This window comes from Microbacterium sp. 2RAF4, from assembly GCF_052115285.1.
Taxonomy (GTDB): domain Bacteria; phylum Actinomycetota; class Actinomycetes; order Actinomycetales; family Microbacteriaceae; genus Microbacterium; species Microbacterium oxydans.
Genome location: NZ_JBFRGI010000001.1, coordinates 817,161 through 835,566, shown reverse-complemented (window position 1 = coordinate 835,566; position 18,406 = coordinate 817,161). Strand labels below are relative to the sequence as shown.

At 69.1% G+C, this 18,406-nt stretch carries 14 protein-coding genes; 5 read left to right on the top strand and 9 right to left on the bottom strand.

The features are described 5' to 3' along the window. Positions 1-84: 84 nt before the first annotated feature. Both AB4070_RS04080 and AB4070_RS04075 read right to left on the bottom strand, forming a co-directional pair. A complete protein-coding gene (locus AB4070_RS04080) occupies positions 85-993 on the bottom strand; it encodes a M23 family metallopeptidase (RefSeq protein ID WP_197429255.1) in 909 nt (302 codons plus the stop codon). A 104-nt stretch (positions 994-1,097) separates the two neighbouring features. Continuing rightward, positions 1,098-1,592 carry a hypothetical protein gene (locus AB4070_RS04075; RefSeq protein WP_441978987.1) on the bottom strand — a complete coding sequence of 165 codons (495 nt, stop codon included), beginning with the start codon at positions 1,590-1,592 and terminating at the stop codon, positions 1,098-1,100. Positions 1,593-1,820: 228 nt separating this feature from the next. Between AB4070_RS04075 and AB4070_RS04070 the strand changes: the two genes are divergently transcribed. Next, a complete protein-coding gene (locus AB4070_RS04070) occupies positions 1,821-2,405 on the top strand; it encodes an NADPH-dependent FMN reductase (RefSeq protein WP_441978986.1) in 585 nt (194 codons plus the stop codon). A gap of 15 nt (positions 2,406-2,420) precedes the next feature. Here AB4070_RS04070 and AB4070_RS04065 read toward each other — a convergent pair whose 3' ends face one another. After that, positions 2,421-4,193 (bottom strand): 2-isopropylmalate synthase, encoded by a 1,773-nt coding sequence (locus AB4070_RS04065; RefSeq protein WP_441978985.1) that lies wholly within the window; start codon positions 4,191-4,193, stop codon positions 2,421-2,423. A 167-nt stretch (positions 4,194-4,360) separates the two neighbouring features. On the opposite strand from AB4070_RS04065, the gene AB4070_RS04060 reads away from it, so the two are divergent. Both AB4070_RS04060 and AB4070_RS04055 read left to right on the top strand, forming a co-directional pair. Beyond that, positions 4,361-5,029, top strand: coding sequence for a FadR/GntR family transcriptional regulator (locus tag AB4070_RS04060; RefSeq protein ID WP_441978984.1), 669 nt, complete (start codon positions 4,361-4,363; stop codon positions 5,027-5,029). After that, positions 5,026-5,853: an ABC transporter ATP-binding protein gene (locus AB4070_RS04055; protein WP_441978983.1), complete on the top strand. Its 828-nt coding sequence runs from the start codon at positions 5,026-5,028 to the stop codon at positions 5,851-5,853. Before AB4070_RS04060 ends, AB4070_RS04055 begins: the two co-directional genes overlap by 4 nt. 15 nt (positions 5,854-5,868) lie before the next feature. On the opposite strand, the gene helR is transcribed toward AB4070_RS04055, so the two are convergent. The 3 genes from helR to AB4070_RS04040 all read right to left on the bottom strand — a co-directional run bounded on the left by helR (position 5,869) and on the right by AB4070_RS04040 (position 10,962). After that, positions 5,869-8,013 carry an RNA polymerase recycling motor ATPase HelR gene (gene helR, locus AB4070_RS04050; RefSeq protein WP_441978982.1) on the bottom strand — a complete coding sequence of 715 codons (2,145 nt, stop codon included), beginning with the start codon at positions 8,011-8,013 and terminating at the stop codon, positions 5,869-5,871. A 127-nt stretch (positions 8,014-8,140) separates the two neighbouring features. Continuing rightward, positions 8,141-9,730, bottom strand: a complete 1,590-nt coding sequence (locus AB4070_RS04045) for an amidohydrolase (RefSeq protein ID WP_441978981.1) — start codon at positions 9,728-9,730, stop codon at positions 8,141-8,143. Continuing rightward, complete coding sequence (locus AB4070_RS04040; protein ID WP_441978980.1) at positions 9,727-10,962, bottom strand: MFS transporter; 1,236 nt, start codon at positions 10,960-10,962, stop codon at positions 9,727-9,729. Before AB4070_RS04040 ends, AB4070_RS04045 begins: the two co-directional genes overlap by 4 nt. Before the next feature lie 186 nt (positions 10,963-11,148). Here AB4070_RS04040 and AB4070_RS04035 point away from each other — a divergent pair, with 186 nt between their 5' ends. Both AB4070_RS04035 and AB4070_RS04030 read left to right on the top strand, forming a co-directional pair. Next, positions 11,149-11,751, top strand: coding sequence for a TetR/AcrR family transcriptional regulator C-terminal domain-containing protein (locus tag AB4070_RS04035; RefSeq protein ID WP_441978979.1), 603 nt, complete (start codon positions 11,149-11,151; stop codon positions 11,749-11,751). Between the two features lie 336 nt (positions 11,752-12,087). Continuing rightward, complete coding sequence (locus AB4070_RS04030; protein WP_441978978.1) at positions 12,088-12,471, top strand: hypothetical protein; 384 nt, start codon at positions 12,088-12,090, stop codon at positions 12,469-12,471. A gap of 20 nt (positions 12,472-12,491) precedes the next feature. Here the strand turns inward: AB4070_RS04030 and AB4070_RS04025 are convergent, their stop codons facing one another. Genes AB4070_RS04025 through AB4070_RS04015 form a run of 3 tightly spaced genes read right to left on the bottom strand, consistent with a single transcriptional unit; the run spans position 12,492 to position 18,309 of the window. Continuing rightward, positions 12,492-15,950, bottom strand: a complete 3,459-nt coding sequence (locus tag AB4070_RS04025) for an error-prone DNA polymerase (RefSeq protein ID WP_441978977.1) — start codon at positions 15,948-15,950, stop codon at positions 12,492-12,494. Beyond that, complete coding sequence (locus AB4070_RS04020; protein ID WP_441978976.1) at positions 15,950-17,488, bottom strand: DNA polymerase Y family protein; 1,539 nt, start codon at positions 17,486-17,488, stop codon at positions 15,950-15,952. Before AB4070_RS04020 ends, AB4070_RS04025 begins: the two co-directional genes overlap by 1 nt. Further along, on the bottom strand, positions 17,485-18,309 hold the full coding sequence (locus AB4070_RS04015) for a hypothetical protein (protein ID WP_441978975.1): 825 nt from the start codon (positions 18,307-18,309) through the stop codon (positions 17,485-17,487). Before AB4070_RS04015 ends, AB4070_RS04020 begins: the two co-directional genes overlap by 4 nt. Positions 18,310-18,406 lie beyond the last annotated feature (97 nt).

Here is an 18,406-nt window from a genome sequence, read left to right as displayed (position 1 = left end):
CAGATCGTCCGGCCCCCCGAGGGCGGGCCGGACGATCTGACGGTCATCGCGTCTGGACGCGGGACCGCAACAGCACGGGCGGCGTCACGCCGGCCAGTAGTTCTTCTTGATCGTGACCTCTTCGATCTTCGCGGTGCCGCCGACCGACCGCACATGCGCGTAGAGCCGAACCGGACCGACCAGGGTGTACGGCATCACGTACTGCGCGTGGGTGATGCCGTCACTGGAGACGGTCTTCGGGATCTCGACGGTGGGCTGCACGAACGACTGTGCGACGGCACCGGCGGAGTTCAGAGCCTCCGCGACCACGCGGAGCTGGAGGGCGGAAGCGACGCCGGATGCGCGCAGGTTGACGACGACGTCTCCGGTCTCACGCCGTCCGGCGGCGAGTACCGCGAGATAGAACTCGGTTGCCCCGACGCGCACGGGCATCCAGGAGTTCGCAGGGATGACGGTGTTCCACGCGTAGGTGGTGGACTGATGGGTGGGCACGGGATCCTCCGAGGCGGGGGGTTGACTGGGTGAGTTGTCGATGACGTAGTTCTCGAAGTCGACGGTGTTCCTGAATCCGAGCTGGTTCGGTGAGCCGCCGATCCAGAGCGACACGTGGACGTGTGCTCCGTAGCCGGTTTCGCTGTCGAAACCCGACGCTCCCGAGTAGGCGATGACCGTCCCCTGCGTCACGCGCGTGCCCACTCGGACAACACTCGAGTCGAGGTGCAGATAACGGATGTAGTTGCCGTCGTCCCCGCGGAGCGCCAGGTAGCGGCCCGTCGCCGTGGACGTGGTGTCCTTGCGATCGACGATGAGGCCATTCGTCACGGCCATGACGGGCATGCCCCTCGGCACGGAGTAGTCGGTGCCCGGTTCCGCGGAGTTGCGGTTGCGGTGCCCCTGCCAGGAGTCGGAGATCGGCGCGTAGCCACACGGCCGGATGTACGTCCCGGCTGCAGCCGCTCTTTCTCCGGGAGCCACGACGTTCAACCCGAACATCGCGGCGCCACCTGCGACTCCGGAGGCGATCAGGGCCGATCTTCGAGAGAGGAGGGGAGTCGTCGGCGGGCTCGACGACTCCACCGTCGGTTCTGAGCCGCACATCAGCGGTCGCCGCCCTCGTTCTTCCCGTCGATCAACTTCTGGATCTGATCCTCGGGGAGGCGCTCGATCGACGCGGACGACAGCCCGATGTCCGGATTCGACGGAGAACCACCGATCGTGCACTGCGCCTCTCCTTGGAAGCCGGAGGTCTGCGCCGGGACGATCACGAGCCACTCCGGGGTCACGCTGCGGTGCTCGATGCGGCTGGCGGCCGAGTCGAACTGCACGTCGCCGGCGAAACCCGATCGCGTCGAGTCGACGCAGATCTCGACCAGTTGGGTGGCGGTGAAGTCCCCGAAGTCTCCGGAGCTGGAGCTGGGGGTCGAAGTGGGGGCAGGATCCGACGTCATGCTCGGGCTGACGGCGGGAGCGGGGGTGGAGGTGGGGACAGCGCTGGAGGTGGGGGCTGAGCCGGAGGCGCATCCAGCGAGGGCGACTGCTCCGAGAGCCAACGCGGCTCCCAGGGCGAAGCGTTCGAGGCGGGGAGATCTCATGGTCCGAAAGTAGCAGCGGCAGCGAGCGGTGCCGGGTCGCCTCGACGGCCTCAGGCGAATCCGAGTGAAGAATCCCGGGCTCTGATCCTCGTGGTCATGCCTCGATGCACGGACGTCGGGGCAGTAGAAGGGGCTTGCTATGCCCGGACACGGGGTTAGCCTGAACGCGAACACGTCCGAATGGACACATCCGAACGAACTCATCCGAACAAGCAAGGGAGTATCCGCATGGCTCACCGGATCGGCTACCTCATCGGAAGCCTCGCCCATGACTCGATCAACCGCGTCGTCGCGACCGCGCTGGTGAAGCTGGCCCCGCCCAGCCTGGAGATGGTCGAGATCCCGATCCGCGATCTGCCGCTGTACAACCGTGACGACGAGCTCGATCCGGTCGCCGCCGTGACCACGTTCAAGCACGCGGTCGAGCGCGCGGAGGGGCTCCTGATCGTGTCGCCGGAGTACAACCGCTCGATCCCCGGCGCCCTGAAGAACGCGATCGACTGGGGGTCGCGACCGTGGGGCCACAATTCGTTCGCCCGCAAACCCACCGGCATCATCGGAGCCTCCACCGGCGCCATCGGCACCGCGGTGATGCAGTCCTCGATGCGCAGTGTGCTGAGCTTCCTCAACGCCCCTCAGCTGAACGCCCCCGAGGCGTATCTGACCTACCGTCCTGAGATGTTCGGTCCCGACGGCACAGTCGAGGACGCCGACACGAAGAAGTTCCTCGAGCACTACATGGAGGAGTACGCCGCCTTCGTCGAACGCGTGCTCTCCCTCACGGCGCCGGGGCACGTCGGCGACCCGGACTGAGCATCGGGGCAGGAGTCAGCTTCCGGAACGGGCGACCGCCGCCATCACGGCGGACAGACTCGCGGAGAGCACGGATCGTCCTCGGCCGGCCGACCACGAGCTCCCCGTCGGAGTGCGGTGTTCGAGGAGCGTCAGAGCGTCGCTCTCCGCCCCCGATCCGACGCTCGTCTGGTGGAGACCGACGATGTCCACGCGCGCGCCATGGGCGGAGAGAGCCCCAGAGAGAGCCTCGATCGGGCCACCTTCGCGATGCACGGTGGTGTGCTCGTGACCCCCGACGTGGAGTGTGATGCGCGTGCGTGGGTCGCCCTCGCCGTCGGCGGAGTCGTAGGAGACGAGACGGATCCCGGAATCACTGCCCGAAACCGGGCGGAGGTACACCCCTTCGAAGACGTCCCACAGCTCTGCCGCCGTGACCTCAGCTCCGGTCGCGTCCGTGTGCCGCTGCACGTGCCGGGCGAAGTCGATCTGCAGGCGCCGAGGCAGCTCGACCCCGTACTCGCTTTCCAGCAGGTACGCGATACCTCCCTTGCCCGACTGCGAGTTGACGCGGATCACGGCGTCGTAGTCGCGACCGATGTCCGCGGGATCGATCGGCAGATAGGGCACCCGCCACTCGATCTCCCGCTCATCGCGGCCCTCCGCGGCAGCGCGGGCGCGATGCTCGGCGAAGCCCTTCTTGATCGCATCCTGGTGCGTGCCGCTGAACGCCGTGTGCACCAGATCGCCGACGTAGGGGTGGCGAGCGTGCACCTCTATCCGGTTGCAGTGCTCGACGGTGCGGCGGATCTCGTCGATGTCGGAGAAGTCGATCATCGGATCCACGCCCTGGGCGTGGAGGTTCAGTGCGAGCGTCGCGATGTCGACGTTGCCCGTGCGCTCGCCGTTGCCGAAGATGCAGCCCTCCACCCGCTGCGCTCCGGCCAGCACCGCGAGCTCGGCGCAGGCGATCCCCGTGCCCCGGTCGTTGTGGGGATGCACGGAGAGGATCACGGAGTCACGGCGTGCGAGATTCTTGTGCATGTACTCGATCTGATCCGCGTACACGTTCGGGGTGGCGACCTCGACCGTCGCCGGCAGATTGAGGACCACCGGCCGCTCGGAGGTGGCCTGCCACAGCTCGGTCATCGCATCGCAGATGTCGATCACGTAGTCGGGTTCGGTCAGGTTGAACACCTCGGGGGAGAACTCGAAGCGCACGTTCGGCAGATGCCCGGCGAGCTCCCACACGTCGCGGCCGCCGGAGAGGATGAGCTGCTTCAGCTCCTCAGGCGCGTAGCCCAGAACCAGGTTGCGCCACGCGGGGGCTGTCGCCGTGTACATGTGGATCACGACCTGGTTGGCGATGCCGCGGATGGACTCCACCGTCCGCTCGATGAGATCGCGGCGTGCGGGGGTGAACACGACGATCGTCACGTCCTCCGGTGCGATGTCGCTGTCGGCGATCAGCCGCACGAAGTCGTAGTCCGTCTGCGACGCCGACGGGTATCCCACTTCGATCTCCTTGTAGCCCATCCGCACCATCAGCTCGAAGAACCGACGCTTGCGGGCGGGGTCCATCGGCTCGGCGAGAGCCTGGTTGCCGTCGCGCAGATCGACCGGCACCCACAGCGGGGCGGCCGTGAGTCGATGGGTGGGCCAGTCCCGTTCGGTGAGCGGCACCTCGACGCGTGAGTAGACGTCGCGGTAGCGGTGCGAGGGCATCGGCGAGCTCTTCTGCCGATTCCAGGCCGGAGTGCGGTCGAGACCGGCGGTGGGGGAGTCGTGGATGGGCGATGTCGTGGTCATGGTGATGCGGTGTCCTTCTCGGAGAGGGGAGACCGGCACGCTCGACCCCACGGCGGGGTGCCGGTCCGGCTACGCCCCGCCGTGGCGGCGAAGAAGGAGGTGCTCTGACGAGAACATGGCTAGACTGTAGCAGAACTCCTCAGACAAGTAGACGAGAGGCCACGCGAATGGCACAGGTGAGACGGGCGCCGCTGGCGGACCAGGCGGCCGAGCTGCTGTGGCAACGCATCACGACCGGAGAATGGGCCCTGGGGGAGAAGATCCCCGGCGAGACGACGCTCGCCCTGCAGCTCGGCGTCGGCCGATCCACCGTGCGCGAGGCGATCCGGCAGCTCGCCGGGCGCGGTGTGCTGGCTTCGCGACAGGGGGCTGGAGTCTATGTGACCGCGCTCGACGCACCGGAGGACTGGGATGCCGTGCTGCGCAAGGCTGACATCGTCGCGGTGATCGAGGCACGCATCGCGATCGAGACGGAGGCCGCCGCGCTCGCCGCCGTGCGACGCACTCCCGCTGATCTGCGTGGCATCCGCCGTGCTCTCGCCGATCGCGCCATGCACCGCTCCGATATCGAGGCACACGTCGACGTCGACACCGCCTTCCATCGGACGATCGTGGCCGCCGCGCACAACCCGGTGCTCCTCGACCTGTTCGACAGCTTCACCCCGCGGTTGCGCGAAGCCATGATCGAGATGCTCCGCATTCGGCGGTCGTTCGGGGACGACAGCGACCAGGATGCGCACGCCGAACAGGTGGAGGCCATCGCCGGCCACGACGAAGCCGCGGCAGCCGAACGCAGTCGGGCTCATCTCCTCACCCTTCGCGAGGCGCTGTCATGACGTCGGCCGATCGTCTCGACGGCTCCGTCCCCCGCGACGTCCTGGCGCTGAGGGGCGTCGACGTCGTGCGCAACTCGCGGCGGATCCTGACCGGCATCGATCTCACCGTCAGGGAGGGCGAGCACTGGGCCGTCATCGGCCCGAACGGAGCAGGCAAGAGCACGATCCTGAGCATGTGCGGTGCGCAGGCGCACCCGACCAGAGGTTCTGTCCACGTGCTGGGCCAGCAGCTCGGCCGTGTGGAGATCCGACAGCTGCGGGAATCCATCGGTCATGTGAATCCGCGCCATCCGCTGCGCTCGCCGCTGACGGTGCGAGAGGTCGTGCTCACCGGGGCGACGGGGACCACGGAGATCATGAACCGATGGAAGCCCTCCTCGGCGATCCTCGCGCGTGTCGAGCACCTCATGGCGCTGCTGGGTCTCGAGGCGATCGAGGCCGCCACCTGGCCCACCATGTCCCAGGGAGAGCGGGGAAGGGCCCTCATCGCCCGCGCGTTGCTGCCCGACCCCGCGCTCCTGCTCCTCGACGAGCCCTCGACGGGCCTGGACGTCGCGGCGAGGGAGCATTTCCTCGAGACGCTCGATCTGCTGCACAGCACGCAGCCCCGACTCGCCACCGTCCTCGTGACGCATCACCTGGAGGAGCTGCCCCGGTCGACCACGCATGCCGCACTGATCGCGAAGGGCGAGATCGTGGCCAAGGGGCAGGCCGAAGCCGTGCTCACGACACCCCTGGTGACCGCGGCGTTCGAGTACCCCATCAGGATCGAGCGGCGCGCGGAGCGCTGGCAGGCGCTCGCCGGTCGAGTCCTCGTCGGATGAGGTCGGAGCGGCACGTCACCGGAGCACGATGAGCTCGCTGGTGGACCGGGTCATGGATACGTAGCGGTCCACGGCGCCGGTGACCTCCTGTCCGAACTGCTCGGGATGGACCAGCACGACCAGGTCGAACTCCAGGCCCTTCGCGCCCTCGGGCGTCAGCGACCGCACGCGCGCGGTCGGGGTGAAGCCGGGGGCGCCGATCACGCACGCCACCCCGTCCGGATGCGCGTCGATCCAGGCATCCAGCAGGCGCGGGAGCGCGGCGACGACGTCATGGCGCACCGGCATTCCGCTCTCGCGCACCGAGGACGGGACGTTCGCGTCGGGGATCGCCGCGAGGATCTCCGGGGCGGCGGCCTCCATCACCTCCGTCGGTGTCCGGTAGTTCACCCCCAGATGAGAGATCCTGATGTCGCGGAGTCCGACCCGGGTGAGGCGGGCCTCCCAGCTCTCGGTGAACCCATGACGTGCCTGGGCGCGGTCCCCCACGATCGTGAAGCTCCTCGAAGGGCAGCGGGCGATGAGCATCCGCCACTCCGCGTCCGTGAGCTCCTGAGCCTCGTCGACGACGATGTGTCCGAACGGTCCGGACAGCTCGTCGGGTCGGAGGGTGGGCGGAGCATCGACACCGAGCAGCACATTCCGCGCGTCCTGGCCCCGCAGGATCGACATCACCTTCATCTCGCTGTCGTCGTCCTCGATGAGATGGTCGACCACGTGGGAGATCTGCTCCTGGGCGGAAGCGATCACTGCCTGGCGCCGGTGCTCCTCGCGGACGGTGTCGGGGTCGCCGATGCGGCGGTGTGCGGCGTCCAGGAACGGGAGGTCCGACACGGTCCAGGCCGTCGACTCGTCCCGCTGCAGGAGTGTGATCTCCTCCGGTGAGAGCTCCGGCGCACAATGCCGAAGGAACTCGGGCGAGGCCCACAGTCGTGCGACGACCGATGTCGGGGACAGCATCGGCCAGGCGCGCATGAACGTCCCGGTGAGGTCCTCGTCCTGGCGCAGCCACCTCCGCACCATGTGGGGCGGCACATCTTCGTCGTCGACCTGGTCCGTGAGCAGCTCGAGGATCTCCTCCCACACCTCGTCGCGTGCCTCGTTGTGCGAGACGGCAGGGTCGGCGCTCGAGAACAGCTCAGCCCATTCGTCGCGACTCAGCCACAGGTCGGCCCACGGCGATTCCAGACGCATGGCGTGATGCGGCGGGCGCTCGAACCATCTCGCGGCAGCGTCGAGCAGCGACACGGGGTCGAGGGCGCCCTTCAGTCGCGCCACTCGGGCGTCGTGCTCGTCGCTCCGCTCGTCCGAGGCCGATGCTCCCTCCGGCACGAGGTCGCGGATGGTCGCCAGCCGCACGGTGTCCTCACCGAGGCTGGGCAGCACATCCTCGACGTATGCGAGATAGTGCGCATGAGGGCCGATCAGCAGCATGCCGCCCGCACTCTGCGTGAGGCGTGGCTCCGCGTAGAGGAGTTGGGCGGCGCGGTGCAGTGCCACGACGGTCTTGCCCGTGCCCGGGCCACCGTCGACGACGAGAGCTCCCCTGGACGAGGTGCGGATGATCGCATCCTGGTCGGCCTGGATGGTTGCGAGCACGTCGCGCATCCTGGCCGTGCGATGAGATCCGAGGCTGGCGATGAAGGCGGATTGATCATCGAGGGAGGCCGCGCCGTCGAACGCCGCGTCGCTCAGCGCCTCATCCCAGTAGTCGCGGATGCGTCCGTCGGCCCAGCGGTAGCGACGTCGGGAGATCACACCGCGCGGGTGCTCGAGGGTCGCCGCGAAGTACGGCTCAGCCGCGGGCGTCCGCCAGTCGATGAGGAGCCGGGAGCCGTCCGCGTCGGCGAGGCCGGTGCGGCCGATGTACAAGTGTTCGCCGTCGTCGAGGGTCATCCGGCCGAGGCAGATGTCGAGGCCGAACCGATCGAGCACGCGAAGGCGTCCGCTCAGTCGGCGGATCTCCAGGTCGCGGTCCACGGCCGCATCTCCGAGGTCCGCTTCCCGTCGGCGCGCTTGTGTCAGTCGCGAGATCACGTCGGCGCGCTGCTGCTCGAGCGCGTCGGCGATCCTCCGGAGATGCTCGCGGTCATCGGCGATCAGCTCCGGAGCGGCTTTCGCGCGCAGATCATCCGCGAGTCGGAATGGGTCAAGAGGCATGGATCTCCTTCACGCCCGGCGTCATTCGCACGAGCGAGGGTCGATTCTGCCCCAGGGTGGGGGCCTTGCGGCAAGCCCCCACCTCGGCGATATCCTGGAAATGCGGAGGAGGGGTGTTCTTCGCCCGCTAGCCCTCGTACACGGTGCGTCCGGCGATCACGGTCTGCGATACGCGCGTCCCCAGCAGGACCGCCGGATCGCCCGCGAACGGGTCGGTGTCGAGCACCACGAAGTCGGCTGCGTATCCGACCGCGATGCGGCCGCGCCAGGTGCCGTCGCCGATCGATGCCGCGGCGTCCCTGGTGGCGTGCGCGATGGCCCGTTCCAGCGGAAGTGCCTGAGCCGGGTCGACGGCTGGCACCCCCGGAGCCAGCGCCGAGGCGCGTGTCGCGGCGACGTACATGTTCGCGAGCGCCTCGTAGGGGGCGGTCGGTGCATCGGTCGAGAAGGCGAGGAGTGCTCCCGCTTCGTCGTACTCCGACCATGCGAACGCGCGCGCGACGCGATCGTCGCCGATCTGCGCCGCCCAGTTCGCGAAGATCGCGGGGTCGGCGTGCACGGGCTGCATGGATGCCGTCACCCCGAGCCGCGCCATCCGCTCCGCGGTCCCCGGCGCGGCGTATTCGAGGTGCTCGATGCGGTGCCGACGCGGGCGGTCGCCGTTCACCACGATGGCATGCTCGATCGCATCGAGGGCGAGTGCGCTCGCAGCGTCGCCGATCGCATGCATCGCGATCTGGAGTCCCGCCGCATCCGCCGCCGCGACCACCGGCAGCAGCCGTGCGGCTGGCCAGATCGGTTCGGCGTTCGAGCCGTCGGCGTAGGCGGCTCCCATCGCGGCAGTGCACGCGTCGATCGTGCCGTCGAGCACGAGCTTGATCCCGACGACGCGGACCCCCTCCGTCGACGCCGATGCGTGCACCGAGGCCTGAGCGACCTGCGAGAGGTTCGCCGCATCGTCTCCGGTGTTCGGGACGAACCAGTGCGCGGCCATGCGCAGGGGCAGCTCGTCGCGTTCGGCCGCCCTCCCGAGTGCGGCGAGCCCGAGCTCGTCGAAGGCCATGTCGACGGCCCCCGTCACACCGGCGGAGAGGTAGGCGGACACGACCCGTCCGACTGCGGCATCCCGCTGAGCGTCCGTCGTGGAGGCGTCGCGCTGCGCCCACGCGTACTGTTGCGCGGCGGTCTCGTAGAGCATCCCCGTCGGCTCGCCGGACGCGTCGCGGGCGATGCGTCCGCCCAGCGGGTCGGGAGTGTCTCGCGTGATCCCCAGCTCGCGCAGCGCCGCCGTGTTCACCCAGCAGGAGTGGTAGTCGTTGGCATCGAGATAGACGGGGACGTCGGCGACGACGGCATCGATCATCGCCGCGGTCGGCTCCCCGTCGGGGATCGCGTCGAACAGCCAGCCGCGTCCGCGCAGCACTCCCGACGTGGTGCGGCGGGCCTCGCCCAACCGGCGCTGGATCTCCTCGAGCGATGCCGCGTCGGTGAGTCCGACCTGTCCGAGCGCCTCGCCCATCATGAGCAGGTGGGTGTGCGCGTCGGTGAACCCCGGAAGGACGACGCGTCCTCCCAGGTCGACCTCCGCGTCGGCGTGCGGGGCTTCCGCCTCGGAGCCCACGTGGATGAACTCCTCGCCGTCCACGACGACGGCCTCCGCCCAGCGGGACTCGTCTCCCGTGAAGATCCGGGCGTTGCGATAGAGGGTGCGGGTCATGCGGCGGTCTCCTGAGATGTCATGCGTTCCAGACGCGTCGATATGAGGGCGATCGCCCCGGCGGGGACGGCGAGGGCGAAGCTCGCGACGCCGAGGGCGACCGCGAATCCCTGATAGCCGAGAACGCCGACGAGGGCTGCGCCGATGACGGGGGTGAGGGCCGAACCGACGAGGTACACCGCGAGCAGAGGGCCCGACCAGCGGCCGTCCGCATCCAGGGCGGCCGATGTCGACACGAAGTACATGAAGGCGATCGCGTACACCGAGTTCCAGGCGATGAAGATCACGATGAACGTGGTGGGATCGGTCACGAAGCCCTCCACGATCTTGAGCGCGCCGCCGACGACGAGCAGGATCACGAGCGGAACGGCGCGCCCGAGCCGTGCGCCAACGATCATGAGGAGCAGCGAACCGAGCAGTCCGCCGGCCGTCGCGCCGCTCAGCGCGATGCCGAGCCCCTCTGGCGTCAAACCGGCCTGTTCCGCACCCATCACGCCCGCCATGGCCCACAGCGAGTCCTCGCTGGCCGCCCACAGCGCGAACACCAGCAGGAGGCCGAAGCCGGCCACGGTGACGGTCCGTGTGCGGGTGGGGGACGTCCTGACCGTCCCGGTCGGCGGCACCTCGATCGGCATCGCCTCGGCGACGGCTGCTCCCGCCTGCGGGGCGACGACGGGTGCGGCGGGCAGCCAGGCGGTGGCGACGAGGCCGATCAAGGAGAACAGGGCGAGCGCGCCGAACACGTCGATCGGCGCGAGACCGATCAGGGGGATGACGGCGAGCACCACGGTGATGACGCCCCGGTTCGCGAGTCCGTTGAAGCCGGCGACCCGGTCCGGATTGCGGAAGGCGGCGAGCGCTGCGCCCGACGCCGCGACCGCTCCGCCCGCTCCGGCGCCGCCGAGGAGGAGTCCGGGGAGCATGGCGGCGGGTGCGAGTGCGGCGGTCGCGAAGCCCACGATGGCGAGACCGAGCCCCGCACGGGCCACGGTTCGGCGATGCGTGCCGGCGCACAGGGGAGCGATCGCCAGTCCGGTCACGGCGGTGAGCAGGAGTGTCGCGGTCACGAGCCAGCTGGCGGCGAGCACGTCGAGGCCGAGGCCTGTCTGGGCAGCCGTGATCATGTAGGGCGACAGGTTGACGCCCAGGTACCCGGCGATGCCGATGGCGAAGGTCGCGGCTGCTGTCGGGAAGCGGAGAGGGATTCTGGTGCGGAGATCGAGCGTGGTCATGGAGCTCCAAGGGGAGTCGGCACGGCATTGTGCGCGGGAAGGGAGACAGCGGGTGTGCGTCGGATGGGGCACGAGCTCATAAACGAATGGTGTTCGTAAACGAATGGTGTTCATTATTATGCACAGGAGGGGGTTCTTGCGGAACCCCCGAACTCACGACCGGTCCGCCGGAGAAAGCGAGCCCCGATGCCGAGGCCTTCCACACCGCTCCTGTCTCCGGAGATCATCGGCGCCGCGGGCCTCGCCCTCGCGAGGGGCGGCCGACCCTTCGGGGTCAATGCGATCGCCCGCGAGCTCGGCGTACGCCCCTCGTCGCTGTACAACCATGTCGACGGCATGGACGGGATACTCGAACTCATCCGCGGGCAGCTCGTGCAGGGATACCTCGTGCAGTGGGACGGCGAGCCTTGGGACGACTTCGTGCTCGCGGTGCTGCGAACCCAGCGACGGATGTATGCCGACCATCCGCAGCTCGTTCCGTTGCTCGTGGGGAAGACGATCACGCATCCGGCCGTCATCGCCGCATATGACGACCTCGCCTCGGCGCTCGTCGACGGTGGTTTTCCCGAGGACGAGGTGCTCTCGGTGATCGCCGTCATCGATGCCTTCGCGATCGGCTTCGGTCTCGATCTCGCGTCGCCTGACGAGATCTGGCAGCCGGGGGAACCGACCCGCACGCTCGGACGCCTCATCGACGGGGCCGAGCGGGGGAGCGCCCGCTCCGATCGCACCTTCGAGCTCGGCGTCGACCTTCTCCTGGAATCCCTGCGCACACGTCTCGCGCGCTGATCGCCGGAGGTGCACGGGTGCCGCGGCGATGCGAAGGAGGCCGTGGACCGAGTCCCGATGCAGTGGGGTGCAATGGGGAGATTTGCCCTCTCGATGACCCGCCCCAGACGGTGCCGCCGAGAGGGCTCACCGCCCTTCCCGGACGGTAGGGGAGGCGGCGAAGATCTCGCTGCGCTCACGGCCGATTTCCCCAGGTCATCAGCCTCGTAGCCCCCGCTACGAAAGCAGAATATCGCTTAATCGGCTTGTCCGCCATTTGGGGGACAAAGAAATTTTCGAATTCCCGTCGCGGGCACTCGCTGTTGTCTTCCTCGGGTGCTTCTCTAGGGTGGACTCATGGACAGACTGCTCGTGCTCACCGCTCAGGTCGCCATCCCTCACGGCCATCGCATCGACGTGACGGAGCAGGTCGATCCGCTCACAGACGAGCCGGTGGTCCTCGCCATCGTCGACCTCGACACCGGCATCCGCTATCGACGCGAAGAAGACCCGAGTGGTGACTTCTCCCGCTGGATCGGGCGGGTGCTGAGGTGCACGGTCACCATCGGGGGCACAGGAGTCCACACCACTCTGCTCGTCGATCCCCTCGGCCCCGGGTACACCGGTGCCAAGGTGGCTCTCCACGAAGCCGATGCCGCTGCCGATGCCGCCAAGGCCGAAGCGGACCGGTGGGGCGGAGCCGATCGCCCGCCGGCAGAGGAGCCGGAGCGCTTCTGGTGAACCGAACCCGGCTCGCATCGTCACCGGAAGTCTCTGGAGCGATGAGTGAGACCGGTGCGCAGATCCTCGAACCCATCGGCCAGCACATTGACCACGCCCTCGGCCGATCGTTCCAGGATGCCGCGGATGATGAGCGCCGGTGAGTCGCGGGCCACGCGGCGGTAGCGGTTCCAGACCCCGGCAGAGCAGACGACGTTCACCAGCCCGCTCTCGTCCTCGAGGTTCACGAAGGTGATCCCGGAAGCCGTGGCCGGTCGTTGACGATGGGTGACGAGCCCGGCGACCTCGATGCGTCGACCCGCCTCGTGCCTCTGCAGGTCGACCGCTGTCAGTACGCCGCGAGCGCGCAGATCCTCCCGGAAGTGCGTCAGGGGATGGTCGTCGGTCGACACCCCGGTCGCCCACAGGTCGGCGGAGAGCCGCTCGTAGCTGCTCTGATCGGCGAACAGGGGCGGCTGCACCGCGACCGTGGTCCCGGGGAGGAAACGGGAGCGATCCTCGGCGGCGGCTCCCGCCATCCAGATGGCTTCCCGGCGTTCCAGGCCCAGACAGTCGAAGGCCCCGGCGGTGGCGAGTGCCTCCAGCTGGGCGGCCGTGGCATCCGTGCGCCTGACCAGGTCGTTCAGGTCCCGATAGAGACCGTGCGCTGCCCGCTCGGCGACGATCTTCTCGGCCATCGCCATGCCGATCCCACGGATGCCGCCGAGCCCCAGCCGCACAGCGGACCCGCCGTCTCTGCGGTGCGCGGCGGATTCATCCGCGGCTGACCTGTCGAAGCGCAGGACGGGCGGCTGAGGGACGCTCAGGCATGGATCCTGGCCGGTCGGCCCTCTCGGGGTGTCCGAGGAGAGCGGCTCCAGCAGCTCCATCGCACCGGAGAGATGCAGATCGGGGCGGTGCACCTCCACTCCGTGCCGTCGGGCATCCGCGGTCAAGGTCGCGGCGGAGTAGAAGCCCATGGGCTGCGAGCGCAGGAGTCCCGCGAGGAACGCGGCGGGGTAGTGCAGCTTCAACCAGGAGCTGGCATAGACGAGGAGCGCGAACGACAGCGAGTGCGATTCGGCGAAACCGAAGTTGGAGAACGCCTGGATCTGCGCATAGATGCGATCCGCCGCCTCGTCGACGAGCCCGCGCCTCGCCATCCCCGCATACAGCTTGTCCCTGACCTTCTCGATCTTCTCGAGGCCGCGTTTGGAGCCCATGGCCCGGCGCAGCAGATCGGCTTCGTCCGCTGTGCAGTCGCCAACGGCGGTGGCCATCTGGATGAGCTGTTCCTGGAAGATCGGGATGCCCAGCGTGCGCTTCAGGATGTCCTCCAGATCGCTGTGCGGGTAGGGGATGGTGAACTCCACCGGCGGTTCTCCCCGGGACACCCGTTCCCGGTTCTCCTCGTCGACGCGGTCCTTCGCCATCTTGCGCCGGACGAACGGGTGCACGGCCCCGCCCTGGATGGGGCCGGGGCGGATGAGGGCGATCTGGATGGCGAGGTCGTAGAAGCTCCGCGGTTGCAGGCGGGGGAGCAGCCCTATCTGTGCGCGGGATTCCACCTGGAAGACGCCGATCGAGTCCGCGCGGCAGAGCATGTCGTAGACGCCGGCCTCCTCCTTCGGGATCGTCTCGAGGGTCCATTCCTCACCCGTGGTCTCACGGATCAGGTCGAAGCAGTGCTGGAGGGCGGCGAGCATCCCGAGTCCCAGCAGATCGAACTTCACCAACCCCATGAAGGCGGCATCGTCCTTGTCCCACTGGATGACCGTGCGGTTCTCCATGCGGGCGTGCTCCACAGGGACGACCTCTCCGACGGGGCGCGCGGTGAGCACCATGCCTCCGGAGTGGATGCCGAGATGGCGTGGCGCCTTCAGCAGTTCTCCGGCGTAGGCGAGCACGTTCTCGGGGATGTCGTGCCCCTCTGCGGGTTCCAGTCCCGCTCCCCAGCCGTCGACCTGGCGGGACCAGGCATCCTGCTGGCCGGGGGAGTGACCGAGAGCCCTGGCCATGTCGCGCACCGCGTTCTTGGGGCGGTACTGGATGACGTTCGCCACCTGGGCAGCCCGCTCCCTCCCGTACTCCGCGTACACCCACTGGATGATCTCCTCACGGCGGTCGGAGTCGAAGTCGACGTCGATGTCCGGCTCCTCCGTCCGCGTGGTCGCGAGGAACCGCTCGAAGGGCAGACGGTAGAGGATCGGATCGACCGCGGTGATGCCCAGCAGGTAGCAGACCGCGCTCGCCGCAGCCGACCCCCTGCCCTGGCAGAGGATGCCGCGCCCTCGGGCCTCCGCGACGATGCCGTGCACGATCAGGAAGTACCCGGGGAAGTCCTTCTCCTCGATCACATCGAGCTCGCGGGCGATCCGGTGCCGGCCATCGTCGTCCAGCCGTGGATACTTCGACGGCACGGCCTCCCACACCAGATGACGCAGCCAGGTCATCGGAGTGTGCCCCTCCGGAACCCTCTGCTGCGGCAGGGCCGGTCGGGCGAGGCGAAGCGGGAAGGCGGAGGTCGCGGCCAGTTCGAGCCCGTACGAGATCGCCCCGGGGTGCCGCTGGAAGCGCGCCGACATCTCCGCACCGCTGCGCAGATGCGCCCCTCCGTGTGCGGGCAGCCAGCCGTCGAGCTCGTCCATGCTGCGCACCGCACGGACCGCGGCGACGGCCTCGGCGAGCGGCGCCTGCGCCGGCGTGGCGTAGTGCACGTTGTTGGTCGCGACCACCGGCAGCCGCATCCGACGCGCGAGGTCGGCGAGAGCGTCGTTGCGGCGGGTGTCGAGGGGGTCCCCGTGATCGAAGAGCTCGACGGCGACGTTGTCGCTTCCGAACAGGTCGACGAGCGACCGCAGCGGCGTGCCAGCGTCCCCCGCTTCGAGTCCGCGACGCACGGCGCCCTTCCGGCATCCGGTCAGGATCGTCCAGTGCCCGTCCGCGCGTGCCACGAGATCGTCCAGGTCGTAGACCGGGCGCCCCTTCTCGCCTCCCCGCAGCTGCGCGGAGGTGATCGCCCCCGAGAGCCGGTGGTATCCCTCCATGCCCCGCGCGAGGACCAGCAGGTGCTCGCCCGCGGGATCCGCGGAACCCCGTTGCGGCGCCGGCAGGTCGAGCGACAGCTCTGCTCCGAACACCGTCTGCAGAGGGCTCTCCATGAGATCGGCCACCTCGGCGAAGCGCGCAGCCCCGTAGAAGCCGTCGTGGTCGGTGAGGGCGAGAGCGGTCAGGCCGAGTCGCTCGGCCTCGGCGAGGAGGTCTTCGGGGGACGACGCCCCATCGAGGAACGAGTACGACGAATGAGCGTGCAGTTCGGCGTAGGGGACCGCGTCCGCGGGGCGGGGGACGGCGACGGGAGGAGTGCGCTTGCGCCGGCGGCTCACCGGCCCAGGGTCCGTCCGCTGCCCTCGGGGTTCGGCGACCGGGGGGCGCGACTCGTCGCCGCTGAGGGTGCGCTCCAGATCGTTCCAGGACAAGGGCGGATTGTGCCAGCCCATCAGCGGTACCTCCCCTCGGCCCACCAGCGCTCGCCGGTGCAGAACACCAACCACGCACGGTCGTCGTCGTCGACGATCTGGAGCCGGTGTCCCCGCTTCCCGCCCCCTGGCGCCCAGCGTCTTTCGTGCACGGGCCAGGGTCCTGCCCAGGCCTGCACGGCGGATCCGTCGATGCGGGCGGGGTCGTTCGAGAGCGAACCCCGCTCATCGACGCTGATGGTGCTCTCGTCCGCAGCGACCACGCCGATGGGTCTCGGCGGTCGGAAGACCTCGGCCGGCAGGGGGTCGGGAAGGCTCCCCGGCCAGGGTGATCCGGGGTCGCGGGGAGGGACGGTGCGCTCTCCCCAGGGGGTGAGCACCTGGCGATCCGCGAGCCAGCGACCACCGGCGACGGCGGCGGTGACCACACCCTGATGGCCCAGCATCGTCTGCACGCGCGAGACCGCATGGTGCAGACGTTCATCCGTGCCGGAGCCGAAGAGTCCCGGCTGGTGGTGGGCGGCATCGTCCACGGCCGCGGGGACGATGCGCACCGCCACGATGCCACCGAACGCCCGTGCCTCGTCGACCGGCTCCTTCGCGGACTGTGCGGCCAGGGACTCCAGCTGCCAGCGCACCCGGTCGACGAGGTCGGAGGCGTCGAAGCAGGTCGGATGCAGCCAGGACCGGGAGAAGACGGCACCGTTGTCATCGGTCAGATCGATCCGCACCTCCGTGCAGACGAGCGAGGCGTCGCCCAGAGCGAGCATCACCGCGTCCGCCGTCTGACGTACCGCGAAGGCCACCTGGTCCGTTCCCCCCAGCGGGGAGTCGAACTCGATGGCCCGCACCAGCTCCGGATCGGGCGGGCGCGGCGTCAGCGGACGGGAGTCGGCACCGGCGGCGAGGGCGTGCAATCGGGCCCCGTGCTCGCCGAAACGGTCGCGCACATCCAATGCGGCGAGGGATGCGAACTCGCCGAGCGTGCGGACGCCGAGCCGGACGAGGAGTCCGGCGATCTGCTCGTCACGCAGCACCTGGACGGGGTACGGTGCCAGGAACTCTCCGGACGCCCCCGGCGGCACCACCGTGCAGGGCGCGGTGCCGCGAGCCGCGATCTCGGCCGTGAACGGGCCGTCGGCGACACCGACCCGCACCTCGGGGAACCCTGCATCGGCCAGGACGGCGGTGAGGGCTTCGGCGGCTTCCGCCTCTCCGCCGTGATAGCGGGAGATGCCCCTGGCGCGGAGGATCGCGAGTCCCGGTCGCAGCAGCGTGACCCCTGGCGCATGCTTCTCGATCAGGTGCAGCACCGGCAGGAAGGCGCGTTCGTCGCGGTCGGGGTCGTGGGGGAGCACGCGCAACGAGGCGAGGTGACCCTGCGCGATCCTGCGGCGCTGGCCGGTGCGCACACCGTGCTCTCTGGCGGATGCGGTGCAGGCGACGATCGTGTTCGCCTGCACCAGAGCGGTGGGCGGGTGCGGGGGAACGATGCCGAGCGCCGCCCGCATCGGCCAGTCGGGGAACCACAGCACGAGCACACGGAGCGGGTTGTTCATCCGGCTTCCGCCCATCGCAGGAGCTCAGGTGGCGGGGAATCGCTCGACATGGTGGTCTCCGGAACATGCGCGGTCTCCGGAGCGTGCGCGGTCTCCGGAGCGAGCGCGGGCAGTGCGGTGAGCTCGGCTCCGACGGTCTCGACAGCACCGTGTCCTCCCGGCAGCTGCACGCGCACGCTCGACGGGCGAGGGCTGTGCCGTGTCCGGGCGGTCACCGTGACCGTGCAGTCCGAGAGCAATCCCCATCCGGCGCCGAGTCCGTGCCAGTGCGGGTCGTGCAGGCGTATGGTTCCTTCGCTCTGCGGCCAGCGCTCCGCCCCTGGTGTCTCGGTGACGAGGAGTGTGCAACCGCGATCGCGCAGACGAGCGCTCAACCGGGAGACATCGGCGTCTCGGGCGCGTGAGCCGGGGGAGACGACGATCAGGGGCACGACCTCGGCCAGGGCGGATGTCGCAGCGAGCCAGCGATCTCCCGGCGTCGGTACGAGGATCAGGCGGGCGAGGTCGATGCCGAATGCGGCTGCGGCTTCCACGCCGAGGGTCGGCATGCCGACCACGGCGCACCACAGCCCCTTCTGCGACGCGGCGCCGAGCAGCGCGAGGACGAGGCTCGGTGAAGGGGACACGGAGTAGGAGGTGCCGGTCTGCAGCCCCCCTTCCGGAAGGAGTGAGGCGAAAGCAGGGTCGAGGGGCAGCAATGTCTGTTCGCTGCGCCGTCGTTGCATCCGGCTGATCTCGCGACGCAGCCGCAGCACTTCTCCCGCACGGGAGTCACCCGTGGGGGAGAGCGAGGCGATTGCGTCGAGCCCGATCACCTGCATCCTTTCTCGAAGATATATTCTAATATACCAAGTCGTCTGATCGACGATAGTTCGTACATCGGACATCCGCCAGGGGGTTGTCCACAGCCTGTCGAAG